22 protein-coding genes, 1 tRNA gene and 4 pseudogenes are annotated in these 24284 nt (G+C 68.1%); 14 read left to right on the forward strand and 13 right to left on the reverse strand.

Going from position 1 to position 24284, the window contains the following annotated elements; all coding sequences use genetic code 11:
• Positions 1–11: 11 nt before the first annotated feature.
• The 4 genes from ACM6LU_RS18900 to ACM6LU_RS18915 form a co-directional block, all read right to left on the reverse strand.
• Positions 12–1652, reverse strand: coding sequence for a WXG100 family type VII secretion target (locus ACM6LU_RS18900; protein ID WP_414939018.1), 1641 nt, complete (start codon positions 1650–1652; stop codon positions 12–14).
• A gap of 163 nt (positions 1653–1815) precedes the next feature.
• On the reverse strand, positions 1816–2979 hold the full coding sequence (locus ACM6LU_RS18905) for a serine hydrolase domain-containing protein (RefSeq protein WP_414939019.1): 1164 nt from the start codon (positions 2977–2979) through the stop codon (positions 1816–1818).
• 62 nt (positions 2980–3041) lie between these two features.
• On the reverse strand, positions 3042–6167 hold the full coding sequence (locus ACM6LU_RS18910; RefSeq protein ID WP_414939020.1) for a BTAD domain-containing putative transcriptional regulator: 3126 nt from the start codon (positions 6165–6167) through the stop codon (positions 3042–3044).
• Positions 6168–6201: 34 nt separating this feature from the next.
• Positions 6202–6540, reverse strand: coding sequence for a MarR family winged helix-turn-helix transcriptional regulator (locus ACM6LU_RS18915; protein WP_414939021.1), 339 nt, complete (start codon positions 6538–6540; stop codon positions 6202–6204).
• Between ACM6LU_RS18915 and ACM6LU_RS18920 the strand changes: the two are divergent.
• From ACM6LU_RS18920 to ACM6LU_RS18950, 7 genes and pseudogenes are all read left to right on the forward strand, one after another.
• Positions 6531–6725, forward strand: a pseudogene (locus ACM6LU_RS18920) (VOC family protein); the annotation flags it as partial. The gene ACM6LU_RS18915 and the pseudogene ACM6LU_RS18920 overlap by 10 nt on opposite strands.
• 319 nt (positions 6726–7044) lie before the next feature.
• Positions 7045–7431, forward strand: coding sequence for a VOC family protein (locus tag ACM6LU_RS18925; RefSeq protein WP_414939022.1), 387 nt, complete (start codon positions 7045–7047; stop codon positions 7429–7431).
• A 50-nt stretch (positions 7432–7481) separates the two neighbouring features.
• Entirely contained in the window at positions 7482–7931 is a 450-nt protein-coding gene (locus tag ACM6LU_RS18930) for an FAD-dependent oxidoreductase (RefSeq protein WP_414939023.1), read from the forward strand.
• Positions 7928–8566: a TetR/AcrR family transcriptional regulator gene (locus ACM6LU_RS18935; protein WP_414939024.1), complete on the forward strand. Its 639-nt coding sequence runs from the start codon at positions 7928–7930 to the stop codon at positions 8564–8566. The genes ACM6LU_RS18930 and ACM6LU_RS18935 overlap by 4 nt, the downstream gene beginning before the upstream one ends.
• Positions 8566–9807: a sensor histidine kinase gene (locus ACM6LU_RS18940; protein WP_414939025.1), complete on the forward strand. Its 1242-nt coding sequence runs from the start codon at positions 8566–8568 to the stop codon at positions 9805–9807. The genes ACM6LU_RS18935 and ACM6LU_RS18940 overlap by 1 nt, the downstream gene beginning before the upstream one ends.
• Positions 9804–10469 (forward strand): response regulator, encoded by a 666-nt coding sequence (locus ACM6LU_RS18945; protein ID WP_414939026.1) that lies wholly within the window; start codon positions 9804–9806, stop codon positions 10467–10469. The genes ACM6LU_RS18940 and ACM6LU_RS18945 overlap by 4 nt, the downstream gene beginning before the upstream one ends.
• Before the next feature lie 394 nt (positions 10470–10863).
• Positions 10864–10986 (forward strand): hypothetical protein, encoded by a 123-nt coding sequence (locus ACM6LU_RS18950; protein WP_414939027.1) that lies wholly within the window; start codon positions 10864–10866, stop codon positions 10984–10986.
• Positions 10987–11793: 807 nt separating this feature from the next.
• Here the strand turns inward: ACM6LU_RS18950 and ACM6LU_RS18955 are convergent.
• The gene (locus tag ACM6LU_RS18955; RefSeq protein ID WP_414939028.1) at positions 11794–12888 is read right to left on the reverse strand and encodes an epoxide hydrolase family protein; all 1095 of its coding nucleotides are present in this window, start codon (positions 12886–12888) and stop codon (positions 11794–11796) included.
• A 112-nt stretch (positions 12889–13000) separates the two neighbouring features.
• Here ACM6LU_RS18955 and ACM6LU_RS18960 point away from each other — a divergent pair, with 112 nt between their 5' ends.
• A complete protein-coding gene (locus ACM6LU_RS18960; protein ID WP_414939029.1) occupies positions 13001–13474 on the forward strand; it encodes a MarR family winged helix-turn-helix transcriptional regulator in 474 nt (157 codons plus the stop codon).
• A 113-nt stretch (positions 13475–13587) separates the two neighbouring features.
• Complete coding sequence (locus ACM6LU_RS18965) at positions 13588–14808, forward strand: hypothetical protein (protein ID WP_414939030.1); 1221 nt, start codon at positions 13588–13590, stop codon at positions 14806–14808.
• A gap of 38 nt (positions 14809–14846) precedes the next feature.
• Here ACM6LU_RS18965 and ACM6LU_RS18970 read toward each other — a convergent pair whose 3' ends face one another.
• From ACM6LU_RS18970 to ACM6LU_RS18985, 4 genes are all read right to left on the reverse strand, one after another.
• Entirely contained in the window at positions 14847–15359 is a 513-nt protein-coding gene (locus tag ACM6LU_RS18970; RefSeq protein ID WP_414939031.1) for a CGNR zinc finger domain-containing protein, read from the reverse strand.
• Between the two features lie 204 nt (positions 15360–15563).
• Complete coding sequence (locus ACM6LU_RS18975; protein ID WP_414939032.1) at positions 15564–16691, reverse strand: tyrosine-type recombinase/integrase; 1128 nt, start codon at positions 16689–16691, stop codon at positions 15564–15566.
• Positions 16692–16834: 143 nt separating this feature from the next.
• Positions 16835–17260 (reverse strand): nucleoside deaminase, encoded by a 426-nt coding sequence (locus tag ACM6LU_RS18980; protein WP_414939033.1) that lies wholly within the window; start codon positions 17258–17260, stop codon positions 16835–16837.
• Complete coding sequence (locus tag ACM6LU_RS18985) at positions 17257–18126, reverse strand: TIGR03619 family F420-dependent LLM class oxidoreductase (RefSeq protein ID WP_414939034.1); 870 nt, start codon at positions 18124–18126, stop codon at positions 17257–17259. Before ACM6LU_RS18985 ends, ACM6LU_RS18980 begins: the two co-directional genes overlap by 4 nt.
• A 92-nt stretch (positions 18127–18218) precedes the next feature.
• On the opposite strand from ACM6LU_RS18985, the gene ACM6LU_RS18990 reads away from it, so the two are divergent.
• Entirely contained in the window at positions 18219–18665 is a 447-nt protein-coding gene (locus ACM6LU_RS18990; protein ID WP_414939035.1) for an Lrp/AsnC family transcriptional regulator, read from the forward strand.
• A gap of 73 nt (positions 18666–18738) precedes the next feature.
• Here ACM6LU_RS18990 and ACM6LU_RS18995 read toward each other — a convergent pair.
• Positions 18739–18792: pseudogene (locus ACM6LU_RS18995) on the reverse strand (VOC family protein); the annotation flags it as partial.
• Complete coding sequence (gene rox, locus ACM6LU_RS19000) at positions 18789–20234, reverse strand: rifampin monooxygenase (protein ID WP_414939036.1); 1446 nt, start codon at positions 20232–20234, stop codon at positions 18789–18791. The pseudogene ACM6LU_RS18995 and the gene rox, both read right to left, overlap by 4 nt.
• Before the next feature lie 184 nt (positions 20235–20418).
• On the opposite strand from rox, the gene ACM6LU_RS19005 reads away from it, so the two are divergent.
• Positions 20419–20787, forward strand: coding sequence for a hypothetical protein (locus ACM6LU_RS19005; RefSeq protein WP_414939037.1), 369 nt, complete (start codon positions 20419–20421; stop codon positions 20785–20787).
• A gap of 59 nt (positions 20788–20846) precedes the next feature.
• Here the strand turns inward: ACM6LU_RS19005 and ACM6LU_RS19010 are convergent, their stop codons facing one another.
• A complete protein-coding gene (locus ACM6LU_RS19010) occupies positions 20847–21440 on the reverse strand; it encodes a CGNR zinc finger domain-containing protein (protein WP_414939038.1) in 594 nt (197 codons plus the stop codon).
• A gap of 108 nt (positions 21441–21548) precedes the next feature.
• On the opposite strand from ACM6LU_RS19010, the gene ACM6LU_RS19015 reads away from it, so the two are divergent.
• Both ACM6LU_RS19015 and ACM6LU_RS19020 read left to right on the forward strand, forming a co-directional pair.
• On the forward strand, positions 21549–22307 hold the full coding sequence (locus ACM6LU_RS19015; RefSeq protein WP_414939039.1) for an MBL fold metallo-hydrolase: 759 nt from the start codon (positions 21549–21551) through the stop codon (positions 22305–22307).
• A gap of 153 nt (positions 22308–22460) precedes the next feature.
• Positions 22461–23198 (forward strand): annotated as a pseudogene (locus tag ACM6LU_RS19020) (dienelactone hydrolase family protein); the annotation flags it as partial.
• 11 nt (positions 23199–23209) lie between these two features.
• Here the strand turns inward: ACM6LU_RS19020 and ACM6LU_RS19025 are convergent.
• Positions 23210–23487, reverse strand: a pseudogene (locus tag ACM6LU_RS19025) (DUF1080 domain-containing protein); the annotation flags it as partial.
• Between the two features lie 323 nt (positions 23488–23810).
• Between ACM6LU_RS19025 and ACM6LU_RS19030 the strand changes: the two are divergent.
• Positions 23811–23880, forward strand: a tRNA-Gln gene (locus ACM6LU_RS19030).
• Positions 23881–24284 lie beyond the last annotated feature (404 nt).

Genomic DNA, 24284 nt, shown 5'->3' on the forward strand with positions numbered 1-24284 from the left:
GCCCGGCAGGGTCAGGGGAGGACTTCGCCAAGCTTGTCCAGTCCCTCGCTGATCCCGTCCTCGACGCGCCGGTACGTGTCGGCGCTGGTGACCAGGCTGTCCGCGACGCCGCCGATCGTTTCCGCGCCCGCCGTCAGCCGGTCGCCCGCCGCGGAGATGTGCTTGGTCAGCGCGTCGCTGAAGGTGGCGGCGGCGGGAACCTCGCCGAGCAGATGTGACACCAGTTGCAGCCGTGACACCGTGCCCGCCGCGGCGCTCAACGTCGACGTCGCCCCGTCAAGGACACCTGCGGCACCGACCAGCGAGTCGGGATCGGTTTCATAACCGGCGTCCCCTGGGGAGAGCGCACCGTCCGGGTCCAGGCCCAGCTCGTCAAGGGAGATCCTGGTCAGCTCTGGCTCGTCCCACTTCTCGCCCGGGTTCTTCTGGTAGCCGTAGGCGCCGGATTCGTGAGCCAGCACGATTTCCCCGTCGATCTCGACGGCTTCCTCGACACCGTGTGAGTCGTAGCCGTCTTCGTTGCCCGGCTCACCGCCCTTCAGCTCGATTTCTTCGCGATCGTTGAAGTCGAACAGTTCCGGCGTCCGGTCCTGCCGGTAGAACTTGCCGCTGTGCCCATCGGACGAGGAGAAGATGAACTCGTCGTCACGCACCACGACACCCTGGACGTTGTTCGGCGTCTCGATCGGTTCCCCGGCCTTGTCCGGCTCGGGTGAGCCGTTCTTGCCGACGGGGACTTCGTAAAGCCGGTTGTTGGTGTAGTCGCCCACGAAGAGCTTGCCCTGGGCGTAGGTGACATAACTGTGGGCAGGTGTGGGGACCACGTCGACGGCGTCGACCGGTGTGCCGCTGTCCTGTGCGGCGTCCAGCTTGGCCTTGTCGTAGACGTACACGTAGCCGTTGGACGACACCCAGACGTGTTCGCCGTCCGTCGCGACGCCACCGGTGTGCGTGGGCGCGCCTACTTCGCCGTTACCGTTGAGATAGACGTTGCCCGCTTCGTTGCCGGTTTCGTAGTCGACGTAGGTCAGCCGGCTCGGCGTCAGCCCTGGACCGATCGGGCTGTCGCCGTCCCCGTCCCCGTCCCCGTCGTGGTACGAGCCCACGAGCAGGTTCTCGCCGTCGTAAGCCAAGCCCTGGGATGTCCACGGTTGTCCCGGATCGACACCGCTGATGTGTGCGTTGCCCTCGTCGTCCCAGCCGCCGCCGTCGTTCGTGGCCGCCATCGCGTTCAGCTTGCTTTCATAGGCGTGCTGGGCGACGGTCAGCGCCCGGACGGTCCGCATGGCGATTTCCGGTGCTTCGGCGAGGTCGTTCAGACCGAGCTTGCGCCACGGCGCGATGGCAGTGTCGGCCGATGTCCGCAGCGTCGAGTACGCCTTGGAAGCGCCTCTGACGGCCGATTCGGCGGCGTGGAGCTGTTCGTATACCTCTGCGAGGGCCCGCGAGGACTCTTTCGCCTTGCCGACGAACTCCGCCGCCGCCGTGCCGCGCCATGACCGGGCCGCTCGCAGGGCGCCACCGGAGATCTCGTTCGCGACGGTCTGCAAAGAGGCCCTCGCGTCGGCGATGGTGGCGCCGACCTCGGCGATGCCCGCCGCGTCGCCCGACGTGAGCTTGGCGTAGAGCGGTTCGGGATCAAGGAACGGCATCGGCTCCTCCTCGAGCGGCGGGCACGTGAAGCTACCTTTGGCCCTGTTCGGGGTGAGGTGGCGAAGGGTCGTGAGCGGTAGCTCGCGTTCTGACGCCGGCAGGCGAACAACGGTTCCCGCGACCCTTCGCCACCCTATGCCGGCGCCGGCCCCCTGTGGACGGTCAGAGTTTCAGTGCCATGCCGGCGGCGCCGAACTCCGCTTCGAGGATGCCGTCGAGCAGAGGGAAGGTCGCCCAGTCGTTGTTGGTGTGGACGGCCAGCGTGTGGGAGCCGTCGGGTTCGCCCATCACAAAGGTGCACGTGCCGTAGCTTTGCCCGGTGCCACCACGGAGTTTCCTGCCGTTGGACAGGGTCAGTTCGTACAATCCCAGGCCGTAGCGTGTATTCGCGAGCCAGTGCGCACCCTCGGTGGAGACGGTGGTCCACATCTTCTCGTGCTGTGCGGGCGGCAGCAGGCTTCCGTCGATCATCGAGGTGAAGAACACGAGCAGCTCGTCGAGGGTCGACACCACGTTGGCCGCGCCCCATCCGGCGGAGGTGTTGACCTCGGTGACGTCGAAGGGCGGCAGTGCGGGGTCCTCCAGCATCGAGGGCCAGTTCTCCGGGGTGACCTCGTCCGGACGGACTCCCTCCCTGAGGAAGACCTTCGAGTATGCCCGGGGATGGCGTCCCCGGTAGCCGGTTTCTTCGCGCGGACGTGCGAAAGTGTGCTTCAGTCCCAAGGGGCGTACCAGGGTTCGGTCCACTTCGGACTCGAAGGTGTTCCCGGTGGCCTTCTCGACGATCGCCGCGGCGAAGCCGAAACCGCCGTTCGAGTACCAGAAAGCTTCGCCTGGCTGGTATGCCGGCGGCTCCGACACGGCGAGCTCCAGCACGTCCCCGGGCTCGAAGACTTCGAAGCGGTGTTCGTCGAAGGCGGACCGGACGTTGTATCGGCGCTGCACCTCCTTCGCCATGCCGGTGGCGAACAGGCCGCTGGTGTTGGACAGCAGCTGCCGGATGGTGATCTTGGTGCCGTCGTAGTCACTTCCGTCCATCGCGCCCGGCAGCCAGTGTTCGACGGTGTCGTCGATGTCCAGCAGCCCTTCGGCCTCGAGCTGGAGCACGGTGGCCGCGGTGAACGCCTTGGAGATGCTGCCGGTGTGCAGGTGCTCGCCGGGCACTCGCCGGGCGCCGGTCGTCGTGTCGGCCTGTCCGATGGAGCCGTACCACGTGCCGTCGCCGTCCTGGATCTGGACGACGACGCTGGGCGCGCCCAGCTCGCTCACCGCGCGGTCCATGGCCTCGCGCACCTTCGGGCGTCCCGTGCTTTCGACGTCTGTCATGACGTTTCCTCTCAGCTGGTTGTCGTACGCCTCAACGGTGACCGTCGGTGATGACAACCGGCTTACAAAGCGCTGACAGGGGCTGAGTGCGCTGTCAGCCTGGCGACAGCGTCGGCCCGGGTGAGCCGCGCACCCCTCTGGAACGCGTCGTCGTAACCGTGTCCGCCGAGCCGCCGGGTGAGCTCGGCGACCAGGTCGCGCAGCTCCGGGTCACCGCGGTCGAAGACGCCGCGAACGGCCTGGCTCAGGCCGAGCGCCGTCGCCGCGCCGACCGGGTCGCCCTCGAGGAAGAGCAGCCTCGCCAGCTGCTGGGCTGCCGGCGCAGGGGTTGCGTTGGCCTGTGCGGCGGCGAGCGCGGCAGGCAGCAGTTCGCGGGCACGATCCGCGTTCCCGGTCGTGAGATGAAGTGCGATCCTGGCTGGTGCCAGGATGTTCTCCACGTCCGGCAGCCGCTGCCGTCGCGCCAGCGCGGCCAGCTCGTCGAGTTCCCGTGCCGACTGCTCGAAGTCGCCGGAGCGCCGGTGGATCTCGGCGCGGCCCAGTCGGATTTCGAACTCCATGTACCGCAGGCCGAGTGCCCACGTCAGATCCTCGGCCGCGTCGATGTCCTGCCCGGCGCCGTCGAGGTCACCGGCGCGCATCCGCACCGCGGCCAGCCCGACCAAGTAGGAGACCTCGTCCTGCGACCCGGCTCCGGCGGACAACCCGAGGGAGCGTTCCAGTGCGGCGATCGCCGCGTCGTGGTCGCCGCCGACGGTGTGGACCTCGGCCAGGAGGGCCGTCGATACCGCCGTCCAAAGCCGGTCACCGGTCTCGGCGAACTCCGTCGCCGCCCGTTCGCGTGCGGCGGCGAGCCCGGCCCAGTCGCCACGATCCCCGGCCGCGGTGGCTTCCAGCAAGGACACGCAGGCCCCGGCCCAGGTGTCGGACCCCTTCCTCACCCTGGCGAACTCGCCCATGACGAGGTCCTCGAGGCCCATCTGCTGCGCCAAGGGGAGTGTCACCATCAGCAGGAACGGATACCGCTCGAAGGCGCCGGTTTGCGAACATCCGGCGATCAGGGCGCGCACACGGTCCGGATCGGTGCACGGCGCGTTCTCGCCGATCAGGGCGTCGATCGCGGTGAAAGCGGCGCGGGCGTCGTGGGGGAGCGCGTCGCCCAGAGTGAGCGCCTCGGCGATCGACAACTCCGCCCGTGCGTCGTAACGCACCGCGTACCAGTACCAGTGCAACAGGCCGAGCAGCCGGACCACGGCGTCCGCGTCCCGGCCATCGAGGGCTGACCGCAACGCGAACACCAGGTTGTCGTACTCGGCGGCGATGACCGCCAGCGAGGCCGGTTGGTGGTGAGACCGCGCGAGGGCTTCGTGTCCGGTGGCGAGCGCGGCGAAGTGGCCGACGTATCGGCCTCGGATCGTGTCCCGTTCGCCTGCTCGGGAAAGTTCTTCGGCAGCGAAGGCGCGGATGCTCTCCAGCATCCGATAGCCGTCGTCGCCGTGCTCCACGAGCGACTTGCCGACGAGCGAGTCGAGCACGTAAAGGGCGTCCGAGCACACCGCTTCGATCGCGTCGAAGGTGGCGGTAGCGGGGAAGAAGGCCAATCGTCGTGCCACGATCCGTTCGCGGTCGCTCAGCAGGTCCCAGCTCCACTCGATCACCGCACGCAGAGTGCGCTGACGAGGCAGGGCCGCCCGGTTCCCGGTGGAGAGCAAGCGGAACCGGTCATCGAGATGCCGTGCGACCTGGCCGATGCTCATCGAGCGCAGCCGCGCCGCGGCCAGTTCCAGCGCGAGCGGCAAGCCGTCGAGGCGGCGTACCACGTCCACCACGGAGTCCACGGTGGACTCCGTGAGGGCGAAGCCCGGCCGGACGGCGGCCGCGCGGTCGGTGAACAGCCGCACCGCGGTCGATTCGCCGGGATCGGTGCGCTCGCCAGGGACGTCGAGCGGGCCGAGGCGGCAGAGCGCTTCGCCAAGGACGTCCAATGGCTCCCTGCTGGTGGCCAGGATGGTCAGCCGCGGCCGGGATTCGAGCAGATACTGGGCGATTCGCGCGGCTTCGGCGATGAGGTGCTCGCAGTTGTCCATGACCAGCATGGCGTCATCCCCGCCGAGCAGCGTGGCCACGCGATCCAGGGGCTCGGCGATGCCGGTGGCGAGGCGCTCGCCGCTGAGTGCGCCGAGGATCGCATCGGCGACCCCCTCTGGACTTTCGACGCCTGCCAGCGGGACCAGCCACAGCCTGCCGCTTTCGTACGCGTGGTGCCGGGACGCTGCTTCCAAGGCCAGCCGGGTCTTTCCGACGCCACCGGGGCCGACCACGGTGACCAGCCGGGACCTCCGCACCAGGTCCGCGAGCAACGCGGATTCACCGGTGCGGCCGACGAACGACGTCAACCGCGACGGCAGCCTGCCCGGCGCGGGCCCCGGGCGGACCGTTGTCCCCTCCATCTCTCCGCGCAGCACGGCGACGTGAGTGCGCCGCAGTACGGCGGAGGGATCGACACCGAGTTCGACGGCGAGCCTGCTCCGGATGTCCTCGTACGCGGCGAGCGCCTCGGACTGGCGGCCCGCCGCCGAAAGCGCGCGCATCCGCAACGCGGCCAGGCGTTCCCGCAAGGGTCGCGCGGCGCAGGCCGCCTCCAGATCGGGCAGCACTCCGAAATGCCGGCCCAGCCGCAGCTCCGCTTCGAAGCGGTCTTCACGGGCCGCCGCCCGCAACTCCTCAAGGCGCGCACCAGCGATTTCGGCGTACGGAGCGGCGAGCACGTCCGCGAACGCGTCACCGTGCCACAGCGCGAGCGCGTCCCCGAGCGTGGCGGTCGCACGCTCGGGTTCGCCCGCCAGGAGCTCACGGCGGCCCCGTGCGGCCAGGACTTCGAACCGGTGCGCGTCCACGCTGTCGGCGGGCAACGCGAGCCGATAGCCCGCGGCGGGCGACTCCACCACTCCCGGCTCCGGCAGCGCCCGTCGAAGACGGTGTACCAGCGCGTGCAAGGTGTTCGTGGTGGCCGCAGGGGATTCCGTTCCCCAGATGTCCTCGATGAGCGCGCCGGCTGACACCGCCTCGCCCGCCGCGAGCGCGAGCCTGCCCATCAACATCCGAGGCCTCGCACCACCGATATCGACCGGTTCGCCGTCATCGCCGAAGACCCGCACCGGCCCCAGCACCATCACCCTCAACCCCACGACGGGGAGCCTAATCTCGAGGCCGAGCAACGAGCTATGCGCCGTCGTTGCCATCACGCAGGGAATGGATCATGCTCTGCAGGCTCCGGAACGCGCCTGACTGCTCGGTCTCGGTCATGCCGGCCGGCATTCTGACCTCGACGGACCGGACCGCTAAGGTCGCCTTCTCGAGGTTTCGTCGGCCTCGAGGCGTGAGCCGTGTGGGAAGAACCTTTCCGACGGGTGCCGCGGCGGGCCTGGTCACGTGGCCCTCTCGGTCCAGTGTCTGGAGCAGTACGTTCACCGTCTGGCGTGTCACGAACGCGCCCCGTGCGAGTTCGGAGTTCGACAAGCCCGGTCGTTGAGCCAGCAGTTCGAGGCAGGAGTAGTGCATCCGTCGCCCAGCCTGGCATCGGTGCCGCGATCTGGCTCCACGCGACAGACGTCCAGGCCATTCACGATGCGCTCGTCACCGACGGCCACACCATCGTCTCCGCACCGATCGAAGGCCCCTTCGGTCGGACATTCACCTTCGCCGACCCCGACGGCTACCAGGTCACTCTCCATGACCGTGGCTGAGGCGGGCACCCTGGTCACCCGAAACGATCACCGCCGTCGGACGGAATCAAGTGTGTCTCGGTGGGCTCGCTTCCGCCGGGTTCCGCACTGCCGCCGTCGATCTGTCGGATTCGGACGGCGACCTGAATCGCCTTGCTCGGCACGAGTCGGTCATTGAGGCCGCGAAGAACGCGAACGCCCGACATGTCTACTACACCAGCGGAGTTCGAGCCGACGACGACCGATTCGAGAACAATGCGGACCACGTCGAGCCGGACGTGATCTACGACGGCGGCAACGAGTTGACCTCTACCAAGCTTGAGGTTCTACAGTGCTTTCCATGACGGTACAGCTGAATCACACCATCATCAACGCTACCGACCGGGCCGCCACGGCGGGCTTTCTGGTCTCGATCCTCGGGCTGCCAGAGCCCGCTGAATTCGGCCCGTTCCTGGTGGTCCAGACCGGCAACGGGGTCTCGCTCGATGTCATGCACAGCACCGAGGAGTTCTCCAGGCAGCATTACGCGTTCCTGGTCGAGGAGGATGAGTTCGACACGATCTTCGGGCGGATCCGTGAAGGGGGCCTGCCGTACTGGGCGGGGCCGGGGCACCGCGGCGCCGGCGAAATCAACACCAATGACGGCGGCCGGGGCGTGTACTTCGACGACCCCGACGGTCATGTGCTGGAGATCCTCACCCGTCCATACGGATCCGGCGTCTCCTAGAGGGAGGGGCGCGGTCGCCTCGGCTTGCTGAACGGGCGGAAGGGACGACGATGCCCGCTCGGCAGCACGTGCTCCGCTGGCGTTTCGCCCGGCGCAGGGCGACCACTGGTACGCCCAGGCAGCCGAGCGTGATCGTGGTCAGGATGACGATGTTCAAGCTCCCGCACGACCAGGCTTTTCCCGACCAGTTCCACGGCCTGGCCATGGGAACTTCGCGTGAAGTCCCCGCTTGGAGGCCGAGCCGCGTCACCTTGCTCGGAGACGCCATCCACGCGATGTTGCCCACCAGGGCCTCAGGGGCCAGCTCCGTCCTGCAGGACGCGCGCCGCCTCGCCGACGCGATCCTGTCCGTGCACGTCGGCGCCCAGACCTGGGAACCCGCGATCGGTGGCTACGAGGTCCTGCTCCGACACGACGGTTTCGAGGCGGTGCGGGCGTCGTTGAACGGTGTCCGTGAGTTCGACGAAGATCTCGCGACCGCCGGTAGGCTGCGGCGATGACAATCCGGGAGCGGCAACGCCGGGGTCCTGTCCGAAAGGAACATGTCGCGGTCGCGGCCTTGACGGTTCTCCTCGATCGAGGCTATGCGGGTACGTCGATCCGGGCCATGGCCGAGGAGGCGGGCTGCTCATTGGAAACGCTGTACCGCCACTTCGAAAACAAGGAAGCCCTGTTCCTCGAACTCGTCGATTCCTTCCGGAAGCGGATAGTCGAGCCCTTGCGGGACGCGGCCGCCGTACCCACGACCGACCGCGATCTCGAAGCGGCGCTCACGAGTGCCGGTACCTTGCTCTTAGACGTTCTCACCAGCGACGAAGGCCTCGAAATGCGATGCCTGACGTTCGCCGAATCGGTCCGGTTCCCCGAGCTGGGGCGACTCGTCTACGACGAAGGGATCAGGCCTTTCGACAACGCTGTCGCCGCCATCCTCGGTGACGCCGCCGAGCGTGGCCTTCTGCGGTGCCCGGACCCGCTCGAGGCGGCACGCCTGTTCAGCGGCATGGTGTTGTTCGACCCCCGTGAACGACTGCTCCTGGGGATCGGACAAGCGGAATCGCTGGGCAGCCGTTCCGAATACCTGGAACGCGTCGTCGCGTTCTTCCTCGCCGGGCTTCGCGGCTCGTCGGGAATCTGATGATCGAGCGACAGCGCCTGCGCATTTGGTGGGATGCCCTGCGCTATACGGCATTCACCGGAACCGACGCCCCGCCGAAGCGATCGGCGGGGTTGCGCTGGCTGCGTGGGCTCGCGATCGTCGGATGTGGCCTGTGGGCGGGTTTCGTCACGTTCTCGACGATTTCGGTCTCTCCGCCCGCGAAGACGTTCCACGTGCTCATCACCGTGCTTCCTTGCCTGCTCGCGGTGCGTTCGCCGCTGTGGGGTTGGCGCACGGTGATCGTCGGCTTGGTGAGCACGCCGGTGACGTTGCCCGGCATGTCCGCCTCCTGGGGCTGGCCGTGGGCGCCGGGCTTCGCGCTGACGACGGCGCTCGTCTTCTACCTCGTGGGGGAGAGCAACGATCAGGCCGAACTGACCTGGGCGGGGCTGATCTCGTTCGGCGCCGCCGCACCCTTCGTCCGGGACTGGCGTGACGCGGCACTGCTCGTGTTGCTGGGCGGAATGGTGTTCTTCCTCGGCAATACGGTCCGTCAGCGCAGACTCGCCGAAGAGGAACGCGCGGCACAGCAGGAACGACGGCTCGCCGAGGAGACACGCGCGGCTCTGCTGGAGGAACGCGCGGGCATCGCACGGGAACTCCATGACGTGGTCGCGCACCACATGTCCGTGCTCGCGTTGCGAGCGGACTCGGCACGGTTCCGGTTCGCCGATACTGCCAAGGCCGACCGCGAAGCCGAGATCTGGCGGGAGTTCGCGGACCTCGCCGGAACCGCCCGGGAAGGACTGACCGAACTGCGCAGGCTGCTCGGAGTGCTCCGGTCCGAGGATCGCGCTCTCCTGGTCGCTCCGCAGCCGGGGCTGGCCAAGGTGGTCGAGCTCGTCGAAGGGGTCAAGGCCGCCGGCACCACGTGCGAACTCGAACTGCGCGGCGACCTCGACGCTGTTCCGGTGGGGGTCGCGTTGTCGGTGTTCCGGATCGTGCAGGAAGCACTCAGCAACGCGATCCAGCACGCGCCCGGGGCGTCGATCTCCGTCGAACTCGTGACCGGGCCGGGTTTTGTTCGCCTGGTCATCGAGAACGGTCCCGGGCCGGATCCGAAAAGGGCCGGACAGGCAGGCGGCGGGCACGGTTTGGTGGGGATGCGAGAGCGGGCGGCTATGCTCGCGGCGGATCTTGAGGCAGGGGAGAGGCCGGGCGGTGGTTTCCTGGTCGCCCTGACCGTTCCGCTCGATCGTGAAGGGCAGCCGCAACCGTGATCTCTCTGGTCATCGCCGACGACCAGACCATGGTCAGGCAGAGTTTCCGGGCGGTGCTCGACGCGCAGGCCGACATGCACGTGGTCGGGGAAGCCGCGGACGGCACCACCGCCGTCGCGTTGTGCGCCGAACTCGAACCGGACGTCGTGCTGATGGACGTGCGCATGCCCGAACTCGACGGTCTCGAGGCGACCCGGCGGATCGTGGCAGGGCGGCAAGAGGTCCGTGTGTTGATCTTGACCACCTTCGACATCGACGACTACGTGTTCGGTGGGCTGCGGGCGGGCGCCAGTGGCTTCCTGTTGAAGGACTCGCCGCTGGACGACCTGGTCACGGCGGTCAGGGTGGTGTCCGCGGGCAACGCGCTCTTCGCGCCGACGATCACCAGGCGGCTGATCGGCGAGTTCACCCGTACCCACGCGTCGGCACACGCGGGTCACGCGCTCGTGGCCGAGTTGACCGCGCGTGAAACCGACGTGCTCCGGCTGATCGCGCGTGGCCTCTCCAACACGGAGATCGCCGAAGCGCTGGTGATCGCGGAACAGACCGCGAAATCCCACGTCAGCAGGGTTTTCGCCAAGCTCGGTGTGCGAGATCGGGCGCAAGCGGTCATGGTCGCCTACGAAGCCGGGCTCGTCGTGCCGGGTGACACGGCTTATTGAGGGGTTAGGCAGAGGTGTCGGGTTCGAGCGCGGTTCCGCTGCCGGACCGCGTCTCTCACTGTGTGAATTTTGGGACGTCAGATGACCCCAAATTTGCACAGTCCCGCACGAGGAGTCCCCATGACGACCGGATCCGAGGGGGTGTGTGGAAATAGGGACACTCAACCTCCCTATTTCCACACACCCCCTCAGACGGCTTACCCACGACCAGGCGAAAGTCCCGGGAGGCCGTCATCGGCAACGCGCATTTGATCGTTCCCCTCGTCGCTGGCCACTCGACTCCCCCGGTGTATAACGCCATATAAGTTCGGAGTGGGTGAGTAGTATTCTTCCGTGTCCGGCGCGTTCTCCCGCCCTTCCCGCGTATAAAGCAAAGAAACACAGGACGCCCGAGATGACACAGACGAGGAACGCGAACAGGCAGGCGCGGGTCGCGGCCAACAAGATCCGATACACGGTGATCACGCTCCAGCAGCCACAGCACGCCACGCCGAACAGCAGGGTGGGCAACAGGTAGTAGAGGACGACCGGGACGAAGATCCGCAGCCGCTCATCGCCGCCCGGGCGGACAATCCGTTCCTGGAGAAGGCATACCGGTCGCTCGGGGGAGAGGTGCAGCGGTTCAGGTTCTTCGCGAAGCTCGGATCCGCCAGGGGAGCGCCCGGACTGGTGGCGGGGGAGCGGGACGAGACGGTGGCACGGATGCGTCGGCACATCAAAAACGCCAAGCAGCGCGTCCTGAAAAACCGGAAGTCGATCACTGTCCTTTCTTCAAGTGTATAACCTCATATACATTGGTGCTGATTCTAAAACATTATTATTCATTGACAAAACCAGCTACGACTCCGGTAACACATACACGCGCCGTCCGGCGTGCGCAACCCGCGATCTTGTCCGGTTGCTCCGGCTCGTAGTGCATCGGTCGTCGAGGATTTCGGCGGCTGTTGCGGATTGTTTCGGGTCCATCGCGGCGGGCAGGAACACCGCGTCGAACGGGCTGAACCAGCGCGCGATGAGCCATCAGAAGCCATGGAACATCCTGTCGCCACCGTGGAAGACCCGCTGCCCGTCAGCCTGCACCACCCCGGTTCAGCTGCGGGTCGCCCAGTCCGTCGGCCAAGGTGTGGTCGCGCTGACAGGAACAGTTGCGGGCGGACCGACCGCGGCGGTGGACAACGGCGAACTGCCAACCGGGTTCGACGTCGACCAGGCGCTGTTCGTGATCGTCGCCGCCGGGCCGGCACCGAACGCGGCCATGCAGCTCCAGCACGACTGGGCGGCGGTGGGCCGGTCCCGCCGCGCGATCGAACGGGCGTGTTGGCGCCTACCCCTCGGCGAGCAGGTTGAGGAAGAAGACGCGGATGTCCTCGGCGAGCAGGTCCGGCACCTCCATCGCGGCGAAATGCCCGCCGCGCTCGAGCTCCGACCAGTGCCTGATGTCGTACAGCCGCTCGGCCAGCGGTCGCACCGACTGCGTGATGTCGTACGGGAGCACCGCCACGCCGAGTGGAACCCGGCACGGTTCGATCCCGCCGCTCGGGATGGCGTCGTGGTGCAGCCGTGCCGAGGAGGCCGCTGTCGCGGTCAGCCAGTACAGCGAGATGTCGGTGAGCATCCGGTCGTCGCTGACCGGCGAGCGGGGATCCGTCCACTGTGCGAAGCGCTCGGCGATCCAGGCCAGCTGGCCGACCGGCGAGTCGGTGAGTGCGTAGCCGATGGTCTGTGGGGTCGCGACCTGCAGGGCCTGGTAGGGCGGGCGATTCGCCATCAGCTGCCGGATCCTGTCCAGCCGGGCTTCGTCCTTTTCGGACAGTTCGACGTCAGCGTCCGGATCCGGTCGGGTCGGCAGGTAGTTGACGTGTACACCGACGACCTGCTTGGGGGCCGTCGCGCCGAGTGCTGTCGAGATGCCCGAGCCGAAGTCGCCGCCCTGTGCGCCGTAGCGCTCGTAGCCGAGCCTGTGCATCAGCTCGGCCCAGGCTCGCGCGATTCGGACGATGTCCCAGCCGCGTTCGTGGGTCGGTCCGGAAAACCCGTAGCCCGGGATGGACGGGATCACCAGGTGGAAGTCGCGTGACAGTGGCTCGATCACGTCGAGGAACTCCAGGAACGAACCGGGCCAGCCGTGGGTGAGGATCAGCGCGAGCGCGTCCGGGTTCGCGGACCGGACGTGGACGAAGTGGATGTTCTGACCTTCTATCTCGGTGGTGAAGTGTGGAAGCTCGTTGAGCTCGGCTTCGTGTGTGCGCCAGTCGTAGCCGGTGCGCCAGTGCTCGGCCAGTTGCTTGAGGCGTGCCAGCGGGAAGCCGTAGTCCCAGCCCGCGTCGGTGACCTCGTTGGGCCAGCGGGTGCGGGACAAGCGGTCATGGAGATCGTCGAGGTCGGCCTGGGGGATGTCGATGCGGAAGGGCTTGATCACGGTCTTGACTCCCGGTGACTCATTCGGCACCTAAACGTTTAGGCGCCTAACGTTTTGTCTCCGAACGATACTCCAATCGTTCGGGCACCCAACGATTGGTTAGACTCGTCACATGGAGAACTCGGCCGAGGAGATGCCTGCCCGGTGGCAGGGCCTGCCCAGCTGGCTGCTCACGCAGACGGCGAACCACGCGCATCGCCTGGTGACCGACGGGTTCTCCGCCGTCAACGCCCGGGGCTACCACTACCGCGTGCTGGCGACGCTGGAGGAGTTCGGGCCCGCCAGCCAGGCGACACTCGGCCGCCGCAGCGGAATCCACGTCAGCGAGATGGTCGCGACGATCAACGAGCTCGCCGAACGTGAACTGGTCGAGCGTGCCCCGGATCCCGCCGATCGGCGGCGCAACGTCATCTCGCTGACCACCGCGGGCAAGCGGCAGCTGCGACGGCTGGAAAAGCAACTGGCCGAGCGCCAGGACGAACTGATGGAGCCGCTGTCGCCCGGCGAGCGGGAGCGGTTCACCGAGCTGCTGTCGAAGCTGCTGGATCACCACAACCGGCGAACCGGCGAGGACTGGCTCGACTAGGCCGGTCTCGCGGATCGGGCACGGCGCCGGATTGTGGCCTTCCCCACGTGGACTGAACTGCGAATATCCAAGATCGAACGACAAAACGACTTCGTATTGTAGACACTCTGAGCGTGCTCCGAGAAGTCGACGATCTTGCTCAACCCGCCGGTCCCGAGGCGGCACCCCACCAGGGGCGTCCGGCGCGTGCGTTCGAGAGAGTTCTCGACCGGCTGGCCTGGTCGCCGTATCCGAGGGCGATCCTGCTGTATCTCGTGATCCGCACGGCCAGTGTCCAGTTGCTCGACCTGCTGGCCGCCGGGCGCGGCGGGACGCTGACCGATCGCCTGACCGCCTGGGACGGGCAGTGGTATCTGCGGTTGGCGGTGCACGGGTACGCCGATCTGCCGGGGACGCTGGACGCGGCGAGGCAGCCGTATTCGGACGCGCCGATGGCGTTCTTCCCGCTGTATCCGAAGCTCGTCGAGGCGGTGATGTGGCTCGGGCTCGATGTCGTCACCGCGGCGCTGGCGGTGTCGGTGCTGGCCGGGATGGTGCTCGCGTGCGGCTTGATCCGGATCGGGCGGGCGGTGTCGGCGGAGCGGGGTGACCGGACCGGTCTGCTGCTGGTGGCGCTGTGGGCCGGGGCGCCGATGGCGATCGTGTTCTCGATGGCTTACACGGAAGCGGTGTTCTGCGCGTTGGCGGTGTGGGCGCTGGTGAGTGTGCTGGAGCGGCGCTGGCTGCCTGCCGGGTTGTTCGCGTTCGCGGCAGGGCTGTCGAGGTCGACGGCGGTGGTGCTGGTCGCGGTGGTCGTCTTCGCGGCGCTGATCGCGGCCATCCGGCGCCCCGGGGAGCGGGCGCCGGCGCTGGCGGGTGCGGTGGTCGCGCCGCTGGGGGTGGCGGGGTACCTGGGGTTCGTGGCCTACCGGACGGGGAGCTGGACCGGTTGGCAGGACATCGAGCTGCGGGGCTGGAACACCGAGTTCGATTTCGGGGTGGAGACCTGGGAGTCGGTGCTGGCGCGGTTGACCGCGGACGACTCGGTGTTCAGCACGCTGACGGTGTTGATCCTGCTCGGGGCGGTGGCGCTGGTCGTGGTGGCGGTGTGCGCGCGGGTGCCGTGGCCGTTGACGCTGTACGGCATCGGGGTGCTGTTGCTGGCGATCGGTACGCGGGGGCTGCCTGACGCGAAGATCCGGTTCATCCTGCCCGCCTTCCCGGTGTTGGTCCCGATCGCGATCGGGCTGTCGAAGCGGCGGACGGCGACGGCGGTGGTGGCCGCGACGGCGTGGGTGGTCCTGGGTGCGTGGTTCTCGGCTCACGCGCTGACGGCGTGGCGGTACGCGATCTAGCCGGATTCCCTGCCGGAAGCGGCAGACACTGTATCGGCCTAGCCCGCCTGCCGGGTCCGATGGTCGGCGACGTGGACCCTGGTCGCGCAGCGGGTGGAGCAGAACCGGCGGCGTCCGTTGCGGGAGACATCGACGTAGACCGTTTCGCAGCCTTCGCGGGAGCAGACGCCGAAGCGGTCCGGAGCGTCGCAGACGAGGTGCGCGAGTCCGCCGGCGGTATAGGCGTGGACCCGGGCGACGGTGCCGGCGTGGGCGTCGACGTAGTGCAGGTGAGGCGCTTTGCCTTCGTGAGTGGAGATGTACGGCTTCGACGCGGAATCGAATAGCAGGGCGTTGACGAGGTCGACGCGCTCGGCGGGGTCCGCTTCGAAGACGCGGCGGAGTCGCCGGGTCCAGGCGACGATTTCGGTCGCTTCGCGCTTCTGGACGGCGGCGACCGTCATGCGGTCTTGGAAGATCGCGGTCAGCTCGACGGGCCCGGCGTCGTCACCGAGGTTCACCAGGTCGGCGGCGATCTGAGCCGCTGCCCCGCCGTAAGGGTTGAAGTGCATTAACTCATTACAGCACGATCGGGGCATGGAGTCGAAAGAGTGCCCGCGGTGCGGGTGGCCGCTGACCGAACTGCCCGCAAGCGCGACGAATTCACAACGGGTCTCCCGGGGGAGTCTCGAGTACATCCGGTGTCTGTGCGGGAGCTGGCTCGCACGCGTCGACGGTGTCGTGATCGGTGCGACGAAGTCCCAGCTGGGACAGGCTCAGCTCTGACGGTGGCGCGCGTCGGCGAGCAGTTGCGCGAGCGCGTGCACGGGAGAGGTCTCCAGTTTGTGCCGGTGGGCGTCATAGCGGTCGCGGGTGGTGCGGATGTCGGCGTGACCCAGCAGGTCCTGGACCTTCTGGACCGGGACGTCGTTGGCCAGCAACAAGGTGCCGGTGGTCCGCCGCGCGGTGTGCGGGGAAATGGTGTTCGCTTCGGCGAGTCCGGCAGCACGGGCCTGTGTCCGAAGAAGGAACCAGACGTCGCGCTGTGCCAACGGCTTTCCGCCGGGTTTGGTGCCGTCGTAGCGGTGGGGCATGGTCGCGAGCAGCGGGCCGGTCAGTTCGTCGGGGCGGACGCCGGTGCGGGCGGCACGCAGGTCGAGGTAGCGGCGTAGCGGGTGCTGGGCGGCGGGGACGAGCGGGACGAAGTCGCGGTGGCCGCCTTTGGCGGTGTAGCGCAAGATCGTGTGCCCGGCGTCGGTGTCGAGGTCGCGCACGGTCGCGGTGGTCAAGCCGGAGACACGCAACCCGGTGTAGAACAGGATCGCGACGACGGCGGCGTCACGCCACGACGGTTCGGTGTCGTTGGCACGGGCCCGGTTCTCCATGTGGTTCAGCAGTTTCGCCGTCGACTCGCCGCCGAGCGCCGGCAGCGGCGGGGTCTTGCCGGTCTTGGGCCGGTTGACCGCGGACACCGGGTTGCGGTCGGCGATGTCGTTGGACTGCAGGTACCGGTACCAGCTGGAGATGCCGGCGAGGGTGCGCGCGACGGTGGAATCGGCGGCCGGCCGGGGCACGCCGTCCCTGCCGGTGACGGTGAGGGTGTTCTTCCAGGCGTCGACGTCGGCGCGCCGGGCCGTCAGCGGGTCGAGCCCGGTGCGGGCGCACCAGCCGAGCCAGGCGGAGAGGTCGGCGTAGTACGCGCGGCGGGTGTGGTCGGTCTTGTCGGTTTCGAGCCAGAGCGCGGTGATGTGCCGGATCGCGTACCGGTCGAGCGGGTCGGCAGGCGGGAGCGCGGGCAGCAGCGCGACGGCTTCGGCGAGGACCTGCCGCCGGTTCTCGGCCCTGGTCTCCGGCAGCCCGGTCTTCGGTGGCTCCAGCGCGGCGGGAACGAGTTCGGCGGACATCGTGATCACCCTAACGCAAGGTGACCGCCACGAGTCGGTTCGCGTTTCGTGAACCAGGCGACGGCGAAAATCGAGCTGCTGGAGCAGATCCCGGTGACAGGGCCGATTCTGGCCCCGTCACCGGACTTCCGTTTCGCCGGGGCTCAGGTGTAGTAGCCCTCCACCGGAAGCCTGGCTTCGTCGAACAGCGCCGGACCCTCCAGCCGTACCGCTGGTGCGGTGGACGGCGGCTTGAGCGCGTTGACCTGCTCACCTGAGAGGGCGAACACGACCCGTCCCAGACCGGAGCGTTCGATGGCCCCCTGGCACATCCCGCACGGCTGGCAACTGGTGTACATCGTCGTCCCGGCCGCGACGGACGGCTCCAGTTCGCGCGCGGCCCAGACGGCGAGCTTCAGTTCCGGGTGCAGGCTGATGTCCGACTGCGACACCGTGGTGTTGTGTTCCTCGGCCAGAACCGAGCCGTCGGGGCCGACGAGAAGCGACCCGAAGGGCGGGTCGCCGTCCGTGCGGGACTTCGCGGCCAGCTCGATGGCGTGGCGGAGGAACTTCTCGTCTTCTTCGGTCATGATCGCTCCCGTTCCGGCCGGTATCGGCCCAGTTCCCAGTGTGCGGCCACGGTCGCCAGCGCCTGCCAGGCGGCTTCCGGGCGGAGGGTCTCTTCAGGGTCGCCGGAGAACGGGTCGAGCACGACCGTCTCGGCACCGAGGTGGCGAAGCCGGTCGAGGTCGTCGACGATCTGCTCGATCGTGCCTTCTCCGGCGAGGCGGTCCGGTCCGGTGACCGGACGGCCGGTGATGTTCAGCAGGATCCGCGGGGTGAACGCGGGGACGGGCCGGTCGTGGGCGTCGGCGATGGTCTTGACCCTGGTGAGCGCTTCGGTGAGCCAGGGGAGGGTGGCCCTCAGCGGATGCCAGGCGTCACCGACGCGGACGGCGCGGCGGATCCCCGCGTCGCTGTTGCCGCCGACCCAGATCGGGATGTCGCCGGCACGGTAGTCGGCGTCGTTCGCCCAGGCCTTCCGGACGGCGTCGAGATGGTCGTCGGTCAGCCGCCCCCGTTTCTCGAACGGGACATCGAGTGCTTCGAACTCCTGGCGGGCCCAGCCGGACGCGACGCCGAGCACGAGCCGTTCGCCGCTGAGCTGGTTCAGGTTCGCGGCCATCCGGGCGATCAGCAGCGGATGCCGGTACGGGACGATGAGCACGGTGGTGCCCAACCGGATCCGGCTCGTCACTCCGGCGAGCCACGACAGTGTCGTGAACGGTTCGTAGAACGGCGCCGGGTATTGCTCGGCGACGTCGGGGGTGATGGCGACGTGGTCGGACACCATGAGCAGGTCGTAGCCGAGGCCTTCGACCGTGGTGGCCCAGCCGCGGAGGATTCCGGGGTCGGTCCCCGGTCCGAAATTCGGGACATTGACACCTATTCGCACAGGTCAAGGCTATCCGTGCGGGGGAACGCCGGGAAGAGATCTTTCCCGGTGTAGCGGCGTTCGCGCCGTGGATCTGCCGGTATTCTGGCCTGATGACCGAGACTCTCGACGCGACGGACTGGGCGATCCTGGTCGAGCTCCAGAAGGACGGCCGTCTTCCGCTCACCGAACTGGGGAAGCGGGTCAGTCTGAGCGCGTCGGCGGCGACGGAGCGGGTCAAGCGACTGGAGTCGGCCGGGGTGATCACCGGCTATCGCGCCGACGTCGACCTCGAAAAGGCCGGGTACGTGGTGCTCGCGGTGGTACGGCTGAAGTACCCGGGCAGCAAGCACACGCCGTTGCACAAGCTCCTGGCGGAGCGCACCGAGATCCTCGAGTGCCTCCGCACGACCGGTGACGACTGCTATGCGCTGAAGATCGCGGCGCCGTCGATGGGGCGGCTGGAGGAGATCGTGAACGAGCTGGCGCTGTTCGGGAGCACGAACACCAACATCGTCTACAACCAGACGCTGCCCTACCGGGGGCCGCAGGGCCCGTAACCTCCCAGAGACCCATGACGTGCCATCTCGCCGACCGCCCTCGGAAGACCTCCCGGTAGAAGCCGCGTGCCCGCTCGCCGTCGTGGAACGGGATCTCGAAGTGCGCCACCCGTCCGGTCGTGGTCATCGACCCCTGTCTTGGCAGAGGACTTCGGCCTCCCCGAACCACCGGCGCAGCGCTCCGAGCAGCTCCTGCTGGTCTTCGCCGGCCCATGCCACGTGACCGTCCGGCCGCAGCAGCACGGCGGGTACATCCAGCTCTTTGCCGACGTCGACGACGTGGTCGACCCGGTCTCCCCAGTCCCGCACCGAAAGCCTGCCGGTCCGGTCGAGCAGCAGGCCGCGGCCGCCGTGCATGAGGCCGTAGAGATGCCCCTGCTCGAGTTCGAGGTCCCGCATCCGGCGGCCGAGCAGTTCGTGCCCGTCACCGAAGTCGTAGTGGATTCCGGTCGCGATGATTTTCTCGGTCAGGTACCGGTTCACCTCCTCGAAGTCCATCAGCTCCGACAGCAGCCGCCGCACAGCCTGGGCGCCCGGATCGAGTGACATCAGCAGCATCTGCGCGCGGGTGTTGTTCAGTACGCCGTCGGCCACCGGATGGCGTTCGGAGTGGTAGGTGTCCAGCAGGTCATCCGGTGCCCAGCCGTCGACCGTGGCGGCCAGCTTCCAGCCGAGGTTGAAGGCGTCCTGGATGCCGAGGTTGAGTCCTTGCCCGCCGACGGGTGGGTGGACGTGCGCGGCGTCGCCCGCCAGGAACACGCGGCCGACCCGGTAGCGCTCGGCCAGCCGGGTCGCGTCGCCGAAGCGGGAGAGCCAGCGTGGGGAATGCGCGCCGAAGTCGGTCCCGGCGGTGGCGACGAGCTGACGTTTGACCTCGTCGAACGACGGCGGGACCCGGGGATCTTCGCTCACGCCGTCGGCGGGCACGACGACCCGGTACACCCCGTCCCCGATCGGACCTGCGCCGAAGCGCAACTGGGTCTTGCGGACTTCGGTCATCACCGCGACCACGGTTTCCGGGTCTGCGGTCAGTTCCATCTCACCGAGCAGTGTCTCGACAGTGGTCGGCTCGCCAGGGAAATCGACGCCGAGGAGTTTCCGCACCGTGCTGCGGCCGCCGTCGCAGCCGACGAGGTAACGCGAGCGCAGCCGTGTTCCGTCGGCCAGTTCGACCTCCACCCCGTCTTCGTCCTGCCTCAGCCCGGTCACTTCGCGAGCGCGCCGGATCTCGACACCGGCCTCGGCGGCGTGTTCGATCAGCAGCCGGTCGGTGATGGTCTGGGGGATACCGAGAACGTAGGCGTGAGCGCTGTCCAGCGACGAGGCCGGTTTGACGATGCCCGCGAAGTACCCCGTGATCGGAGCCTGCTTGCCGTGCTCCAGGAATCGCTCCAGCATGCCTCGCTGGTCCATCACCTCGATGCTGCGCGCGTGCAGGCCCAGCGAGCGGACGACCTTGGTCGGTTCCGGCTCCCTCTCCAGGACGACCACCCGCACACCGTGCAGTCGCAGTTCGGCGCCCAGCATCATGCCGGTCGGACCGCCACCGGCGATGATCACGTCGATCAAGAGTTCCCCCTGTGTTCTCGTGGCTACGGCGGGAGATTCTGCGGTACGACAGGGGTCTTGCCGCAAGCCCCATGATGCGCTATATGTTGGAGGTGGCGGGGAGAGTCGATCTCCCTGCCTTTGCCATGTCCGGATGGTGTGACCTGCGTCGAACATGTCGGAGATGGGGCTCTGTAGGTCGTTCTTGACGACGCACGTGTTCGCGGACGGGGAACCGGAGCGCCCGTTCGGGATCGGTGCGATGATCGGCGGCGGTGCCAACGCCACTGTGCCAACGCCACTGTGGCCGCCCTGGCCGTCCGGGCTGCCCGGCGGGCGTTCGGCCCGGCACCGCAGGCGTGGCCCGAGGCCTCGCCGAATCTCGCGCTTCCGCCGCTGGATTCTCGTGATCAGCGCTCCTGACCGGCACCGTAACCGGCCGCTTCTCGCGCCTGCCCGACGTGGTATCCGGAGCGGCGAAATCGGCGTGGGCTGCTCGATCGCCTCCGGGCACAATGATCGGGATGTCCAGCAGTCCGCGCTCGGGAAGGCGCTGGTGAAGGGGGAATGGTGACGTCCTACCGGTAGGCGCGGCTCAACGGAATCGCGTCGTCGAGCCGGACGAGCTGGTGCTCAGACCGGTTCGTGCTGGGAGCGCCGGGCGTAGGCGCGGGCGGCGCGGGCCCGGTCACCACACCGGACCGAGCACCACTGGCGCCGTCCGTTGCGCAGGAAGAACCGGCTGCAGGGAGCCGACCCACAGGCTGCGATCCGCTCGGCGTCCGGCCCGGTGAGCAGGTCCGCGGCGTTGGCGGCGAGCGTCGCCAACGCGTGCTCGACGATCTGGGTGATCGGATGCGACGCGGCGCGGTACAGCCCTCGGATCGGGTCCCAATGCAGGAGTTCCGCCGTGGGGACTTTGCTCAGTGCATCGTTGACGGCGTTGAGGGCGCTCTGCGGAGCCGGTTGCGAGCAGGACCGCGAGGCGAGCAGTATCCGCACTTGCTCACGCAGTGAGCGGACCAGCGACGCGCACATCTCCCGCAGACCGGCGTCGATCGGCGCGAGTCCTTGGTCGACCAGCCAGTCCGTCACGGCGGCCGGGGTGCCGAGGAGATCGACGCACTGCCCGCCGGGCAGTGCGATCGCGGTGTTGGCGAGGGCGAGCGCGACGTACTGCTCCGCACCCGGCGCGGGCGGCAGGTCGGTACCGGCGGTGTCGTCCACGTCCTCATCGTAAGTGCCACTCAGTCCTCACGGAAACTATTGCACTTTTTCGTGAGGAAACGCTAGCGTCACTCACGGAAAGAATTAGGATTATCCGTGAGGTGGAAGATGAGCGAACAGTTCTCCGTCCAGGTCTTCGGCGGGCCGACCGCGCTGATCCACTACGGCGGCTTGCGGTTCCTGACCGATCCGACCTTCGACGAGCCCGGCTACTACGGGGAGCCTGACGGCAGGCCCGGCCTGACCAAGACGGCCCCGGCTTCGGCGAAGCCCACCGACCTCGGCCACGTCGACGCCGTCCTGCTGTCCCACGACGAGCACCCCGACAACCTCGATCACTCCGGCCGGGCACTGCTGGCCGACGTGCCATTGACACTCACCACGCCCAGTGGAGCGGGACGGCTGGGCGGCACCGCGAAAGGGCTGGAGACCTGGGAAGCGGTCGAACTGACCCGGCCGGACGGGGGAGCGGTGACCGTGACCGCCGCGCCCGCGCTCCACGGTCCGGAAGGGGCGGAGAAGGTCACCGGCGACGTCGTAGGCTTCGTGCTCACCGCACGGGATCTGCCGACCGTCTACGTCAGCGGCGACAACGCCTCGCTCGACGCCGTCCAGCAGGTCGCCGACCGGTTCGGCCCGGTTGACGCCACCGTGCTCTTCGCCGGGGCCCCGCGACTGAAGCCGGTTTTCGACGGCGCCCTGCTCGTCCTCGACAGTGCCCTGGCCGTGGAGGCGACGAAGATCCTCGGTGCCCGCACGGTCATTCCCGTGCACATCGACAGCTGGGACCACTTCACCGAAGGCCGTGACGACGTGGTGGCCGCGTTCACGGCCGCCGGTCTGGCGGATCGGCTGCAGTTCGGCTGACGCTGAAAGCCGCGGAGTTCGACATCCGCACCCCGCACTGGTTCGGCGCCACCGGCGCCGGTCCCGTCGAGTACCTGAGCCTCATCGGGCAGTAAGGCGAACGCGCGCACCTCCGCGTCGCGCCGTCCCGGTAGCAAGAAAGGAAGTACCGCCATTCCCACCGTGACACCGCAGATCCCCACCCCGGACGGTCAGGCCGACGCTTTCGCCGCCTTCCCCGACGGTGACGGGCCGTATCCGGGCGTTCTCCTCTACCCGGATGCCTTCGGGCCGCGCCCTGTCCTCCATGAGATGGCCACCGAACTCGCCGAGCACGGCTACTACGTCCTCGTCCCCAACGTCTTCTACCGGCACCGCCCGGCACCGGTGTTCGACCTTCCCGAGCACGTCACGGCCGAAAACCGGCCCGGGATCTTCGGCCAGATCATGCCCTTGATCGAGGCGCACACCACCGAACACGCCCTGCGCGACGCCGACGCCTACCTCCGATTCCTCACCACCCAGCCCGAGGTCCGCTCCGGTCCCGTCGCCGCGATCGGCTACTGCATGGGCGCCGTCCTCGCGATGCGCACCGCGACCGCCCACCCCGACCAGGTGGCAGCCGTCGCCGGATTCCACCCCGGCGCCCTGGTCACCGACGCGACCGACAGCCCACACCGACAGGTTCCGAAACTCACCGCCCAAGTCCACCTCGGACTCGCCGAGAACGACATGACAACCGGGGCCATCACCGAGATCAGCCAGGCGTTCGACACCGCCGGCGTCGGCTACACCTGCGAGATCTACCCCGGAACCGTCCACGGCTTCACCATGTCCGACACCGACGCCTTCGACCCCGAGGGATCCCGGCGCCACTGGGACCGGCTGCTCGACCTCCTCGGCCGCACCCTCACCTGGAGCCACTCGATCCAGACGTTGCGGAACCCCGGGTTCGCCCCGGGATCGCCGTGGTCCTGCAACCGGATCGGGGCAGGCGGCGGACTCTCCGGGCGACCGGCCCCGGTCTTGCCGTCGATCGCTACGTCGTCGTGCACCCGCTCCCCGTTCCACCACAGGCTCACCCGCGCGTCGGCGCCCTTGATGCCTTCGAGTCATAGCGCGCCGCGCGGAACCTGATGTCGTAGGTCTGCCACTTGCCCGGCGCGGTCGCCGCGTTCACGTCCGGCGCCTTCTTCGTGTAGCCGGTCGGGCCAGGACAGTCGGGGTTCGACTCCCCGGAACCGCACTCCCGACGCCCCTGTAGCCCAAACGCGCTTATAGAGGGGGAAGGTCACACGTGTCGTGCTCGTGGGCGGGGCTGGTGGTGGGGTGAAGGCTCCCTTCGCCGCGTCTGATGCGGCGAAGGGAGCCTTCGGCTCTGAGGTCATGACCGGGCCGGTGACGTGGGGACTGTGCGACATCGGAGGACGCCGGCGGTCCCCCGCCTGTGCGCGACACGTTTTGTCTTCCCCCCGAAGGACGCGTCCAGTCCAGGTTCAAATCCTGGGGGAGCAGCACGCCCGATCCCGAGGGTGTAGCGGCAGCACGACGGACTTTGGACCCGTCGGCCCAGGTTCGAACCCTGGACCGGGAGCCGACAGGTCGTGCCATACGCCTGCGAACGAGGCCAGCCTCAACAACGCCCAGCGAACCTTCACACCTTGTTGCGCGATCCCGGCGAACCCGTCTTACTCGGGCACCAGCTTCTCCACCGCGGCGACGCTGAGTCCTGCGGCGTCACCGACCAGTTGACTGTCGTGACCACCCCGCCTCCGGTGCCCGAAGCGCAAGCCGCTGACCAGGCACAATGCTCTCAGGTCGCCGCTGAGCGCCGAAATGCGACGACCGGGTGTCCTCTACCCCGGTGATTCTTTGTTCTCAACGAGCGCCTTCGCGAAACGACCTACCTACTTTGCGTGCCCAATCTGATCGAGCGCGACGGCCGAACGAGCCCCGTCTATAGGTACTCCGTCGATGCTCAGTCATAAGGGGCATTAT

Source organism: Amycolatopsis sp. cmx-11-51 (assembly GCF_047608665.1).
In the GTDB taxonomy this organism is placed as follows: Bacteria; Actinomycetota; Actinomycetes; order Mycobacteriales; family Pseudonocardiaceae; genus Amycolatopsis.